This window comes from Peribacillus sp. NPDC058075, from assembly GCF_042885195.1.
In the GTDB taxonomy this organism is placed as follows: domain Bacteria; phylum Bacillota; class Bacilli; order Bacillales; family DSM-1321; genus Peribacillus.
Genome location: NZ_JBHVSL010000001.1, coordinates 115292 through 120623 on the forward strand (window position 1 = coordinate 115292; position 5332 = coordinate 120623).

3 protein-coding genes are annotated in these 5332 nt (G+C 37.1%); all 3 read left to right on the forward strand.

From position 1 onward, the window contains the following. Window positions 1-20 precede the first annotated feature (20 nt). Window positions 21-200 carry a hypothetical protein gene (locus ACFVS1_RS00620; protein ID WP_063235975.1) on the forward strand — a complete coding sequence of 60 codons (180 nt, stop codon included), beginning with the start codon at window positions 21-23 and terminating at the stop codon, window positions 198-200. Between the two features lie 459 nt (window positions 201-659). Continuing rightward, a complete protein-coding gene (yhbH, locus tag ACFVS1_RS00625; RefSeq protein WP_352925761.1) occupies window positions 660-1829 on the forward strand; it encodes a sporulation protein YhbH in 1170 nt (389 codons plus the stop codon). Between the two features lie 1465 nt (window positions 1830-3294). Beyond that, on the forward strand, window positions 3295-5332 hold a 2038-nt coding region (locus ACFVS1_RS00630), incomplete at its 3' end, for a toxin Cry1Ac domain D-VI-related protein (RefSeq protein ID WP_387544667.1).

Below are 5332 nucleotides of genomic sequence, written 5' to 3' on the forward strand. Positions count from 1 at the left end.
ATAAGTAGAGGTGATGGCAAATGAGTAAAGAAGAATTGAAAAAAGAACATGTTCCGGAAAATAGCTCCATGGCTAAGGATTATGAAGAGATGAAAGAACTTGGAAAGCAGATGGAAAATCAAAGGACGAATGAAGAATTGAAAGAGTGGGATAAACGCCCAGGTACAGTTCAACATGAAATAGAGGAAGATAAAGATTGACGAATTTAACAACCAGAACCATTCTATCTGTATAAAAGGGGTGTCCAGAAAAACTGCTGGGACACCCTTTTTGTTGTATTTCATTAATTATACTGGCATGTAAATAATCCTATAACCCGAAAAATGACACCCGCTAAAAAAACGAACAGACCTGATGATCATCAGGTCTGTTCGTTTTTTTGAAATATTTATTTTCATTAACATTTTTTTGAAAGAACTTTAAAAGGCTTCTAATGCCCATGTCAGGACTTGTCTAGTTCGTAGGCAAACGTCCATTATTGAATTTTGTTGTAAATTATCCAGCATCGCTGCATAAGATAGAGTAATACTTTTCTTTTAATCCGTTTTTTCGCACTGTATTTTTGATTGGAAAACCGGAATGATGTGGGCTTTCCCACACTAATTTATTATATGAAGGAATGATGAAAAGCGTGCAAACATTTTTAAGGGGGGAAGAGAATGTCGGAAGAGAGTAATCAACAGTATGTTATCTCACAGGAAAATTGGTCCCTCCATCGGAAAGGCTATGATGATCAACAACGTCATCAGGAAAAGGTGCAGGAAGCGATCAAGAATAATTTGCCTGATCTAATTTCAGAAGAAAGCATCGTGATGTCCAATGGCCGGGATGTTATCAAGATTCCCATTCGCTCCTTGGATGAATACAAAATTCGTTATAACTATGATAAAAACAAACATGTAGGGCAAGGCGATGGAGACAGTAAAGTGGGGGATGTGGTCGCAAGGGATGGCTCACCGTCCGATGCCGGGGCCGGTAAGGGCCAAGGTGCAGGTGATAAGGCAGGCGAGGATTATTATGAAGCCGAAGTGTCGATGATGGAATTGGAGGAAGCGCTGTTCAGTCAATTGGAACTCCCTAATCTTCAGAAGAAAGAACACGCGGAGCACACGCTTGAACACATCGAATTCAACGACATCCGCAAGACAGGCCTAATGGGTAATATCGATAAAAAGAAAACGATGATATCGGCTTTCAAACGGAACGCCTTAAGAGGGGACCCAGGTTTTCATCCTATTTATAAGGAAGACTTTAAATTCAAAACCTGGAATGAGATTCAGAAACCTGATTCCAAAGCAGTTGTACTGGCAATGATGGATACTTCCGGAAGTATGGGGTTATGGGAAAAATATATGGCTCGAAGCTTTTTCTTTTGGATGAACCGTTTCTTGCGGACAAAATATGAAACGGTGGAAATCGAGTTCATTGCCCATCATACAGAAGCGAAAGTTGTTCCGGAAGAGGATTTCTTTTCAAAAGGGGAAAGCGGCGGTACGATTTGTTCGTCCGTATACCGAAAAGCATTAGAACTTATTGATCATAAATATGACCCCGCGAAATTTAATATCTATCCGTTTCACTTTTCCGATGGTGATAACCTAACATCCGATAACGTCCGCTGCGTTAAGCTTGTTGAAGAACTCATGAAGGTCTCCAATATGTTCGGCTACGGGGAAGTCAATCAATACAATCGTCATTCGACATTGATGACAGCTTATAAGAACATCGATAATGAAAAATTCAGGTACTTTATTCTTAAACAAAAGGCTGACGTTTTCCATGCAATGAAGAGCTTTTTTAAAGACGAGGAAAGTAAGAAGTATGCTTAAAAGAAATAAGTTAGCTTGTTCTGGATTGTAGGGAAAGCGTCATTCTCTCTACAATCTTTTTTTATTTGTCGATTAATCAATCTGATTTAAAAAAATTCAGTTCCAGTTGGTGACTAATCCATCGAATCTGAACAAATCTCCTTATGATGCAGATGAATGCCATTTGTCCATAAATCCAAGATATAAAGTTAAGATTTCGTTCATGGCACTCCTTTCCAATCCTATAAAAACCTCTTACAGTAAGTGAAATATAAAAAATGGTTTATGTCATTTCATTTTTGGAACGATCTGATTTTGTATATGTTATAAAATAAAGTAGCAGAGAGGTCCCTTCTTTCCCCTAAACCCCATTGTAAAAGAAGACCCTATTCTCTGAGCGGCTCCAAAACATTGTGCCTTGGATAAACACTCAGGCTGCCTGTTCCCTATGCTCCTAGGGGGCAGGTTGTTTTAATTTCCCTGAATTAAGAATGATTTTTTTGATCTTTTAAGAAATAAAATATTTGCGATTTCCACTCTTTTTTTTCTACACGATTTCATTCAAACTTAGTTCCTCTGAAGAAAAATCATCCGCTCACTCTGATTAGCACAAACATGTTCAAAATCTAATGAAAAAACAGAGCAAAGTTCCATTTATGAAAAATGAACGGCATTTTTTTCTGAACGAATGTTTTTACAATATGAAATAACGCTATTCACCTATTTGTATATAATGATGCGAGAATATAAATCTAGATAATATCAACATCATGATTAAGGAGAAAGATGATGTCGAAGCCATTTAACTTTTTTTTACTATGGATGTCACAAATTTGGTCCATCCTTTTGAAATACAGGATCTATTTTATTCAAGCCTTTTTAGTCTTATTTTTGATGTATCTTTTATTAAATGAACAAGAAATAAATACGCTGAAAATCACCCTCATTTTACTAACGTCACTATCCTTTCTTAAAAGTGCCCAAGGAAAAAAAGGGTGAATAAATGTAAAAGTGATATGTAAGAAGTTACGGAGGAAAGGTGAATGGATGCGTACCGGAGTAGCCACTTATGCACTGGATGATATATATGTTCAAGTAATTCGACGTAATGAGCTGCAAGAATAATAGAAGAAACTCTTTAGGAATGAAAAGAATAAATCCTTTCAAGCATAAAAGTGATAAGAGTGACCAATGGTTTCTCTTATCACTTTTTTAGTTATGTAACCATAATGATTGTAACCCCAGACAGAAAGTTTGAATTTTATGGTGGATTTGATAAGGAGATAGGCTTTTATAAATTGCAGGATCATTTCTCCCGATTAAACACATCGCCATAAATGAAAATAATCACATGAAAATTGATGTTTAATGCCCTAATGTTGTTCCTAAAATGATTTTTTATGAGTCATTTTTGGAACGAGGTACTTGTCGAAAAAAAGTATATTAATCTTGTAAGTAAAATTAAGTTATGAGGAGCGTTTCATTTATGAAGAAAAGTAAAATGTTAAAACCTATCAACGTTATGACAACATCATTTCTTTTAGCAAGTTCTCTATTAATCCCAAGTGCAGGATTTGCGGAGGAATCCTCAACACCAAATAAGGAAGTTACGAATGCGCAAGAGTCTGAGGCCAAAGGTCAGGAATCGCGTACACAAACAAAGGAAACCCAATCACAGAGTAAAGCGGCAAGAGCTTTGATGGGCAACGAAGCGTTCGTCAACAATTATGCGGAGTTAAAGGCTGCGTTAGAAGGAGATAACGGAATAACGACAGTCAAATTTGGAAGAAATATTGATGTAAGTGGCACAATTAGAATTCAGGCAAAAAAAACAAATATAGTGATTGATGGAAATAACTATACGTTAACGCAAACTGGAAGAACAGGGAATTTGGATAGCATATATTATGGGTATGCATACGAATTACAAAGTACCACTATAAAGAATATAAATATTATAGGTAACAACCCTTATGGTGTAATTGCAATAGGGAATGGATTAAATGGTGTAGAACAAACATTTGAGAATGTAACATATAGTGGACCGCAAATGATTTACAACAAAGGTGGAAAAGCAACTTTTAAAGGATTAAACACCATAAACATTACGGGTCAAGAAATGGCTGAAATAGGAGATGTGGAATTTCAAGGTGACACTTCCATAGTTCATGATAGTGCCTATTCCGTTATTTGGACTGTTGCAAAACTACCTAATTTTGTAGTCGCACCTAATGCGATACTGGATATTTATACTAAAAAAAGTGGGCAAGCAATATTTTATGCGACAAATGATTATGGCAGATTAGTAATTGGTAAAAATGCAAAAGTGAATATTATTGGGCAAAAAAGTTTTACGTACGATGGGGCATTGCGAGATTTCAAAATGGATTCAGAGGCAGAATTGAATATGACTAGAGAAGGTACAGATACATCAGCTATGCTCTCGTTTTATAATAATGTAAGGATTAATGAAAAGGCAAAACTTAATGTGCGTACAGAAAATGGAGTTGCAATGTATGCACCATATGCAGCCAATATGTATTTTACCAAACCAAAGCATGTTTTAATATCCTCGCGTAATAAGACAGCCTTTGATAATGGACAAAGCTTGAGTTTTCATGTGGAAACGGATGAGTTTAGAATTTGGGAGGAAACGTCCAATACCCCTACCAAAATGTATAAAGGCTGGGGTGGTGACCCTTTTAAATGGGTAGCTAATTATCGCCCAAATGGGTACCTCTGGTCAGAAACTCCTAAAGTAGATATGTACATGTTTAAAACCAAACAGATTGAGTTAAGAGATACACAAGAAGAAAGAGAATTGGCTGATGCGAAGAACAAAGTAGAAAATCTGTTCACGGATAACAAGTTCGACACATTGAAAGGTTCGACGAATCAAGCAGCGATTGACGAAGCCCAAAATGCAGTCAATAAATTACCAGCCGGTCCTGAAAAAAATCGATTACAAGATTTAGTGAACAAAGCGAAAGATTTAATGAATAAAAAAGAACAAGCCGAAAAAGACTTGAACGATGCGAAAAACAAAGTAGAAGATCTGTTCACGGATGATAAGTTCGACACATTGAAAGAGACCGCGGATCAAGGGGCGATAGACGAAGCGAAAGAAGCAGTCAGCAAATTACCAGCGGGACCGGAAAAAGAGCGACTAGAAGAGCTCCTGAATAACGCCCAAGATTTATTGAACAAGAACAAACAAGCCGAAAAAGAATTGAACGATGCGAAGAACAAAGTGGAAGATCTGTTCACGGATGATAAGTTCGACACATTGAAAGGAAGTACCGATCAAGGACCGATAGACGAAGCCCAAGAAGCGGTCAATAACCTTCCTGAAGGTGCAGAAAAAGACCGTCTGCAAGACTTATTGAACAAAGCGCAAGATTTATTGAACAAAAAAGAACAAGAAGAAAAAGACCTAACCGATGCGAAGAACAAAGTGGAAGATCTGTTCACGGACGATAAGTTCGATACATTGGAAGGAACGACGGATCAAGGGGCGATTGACG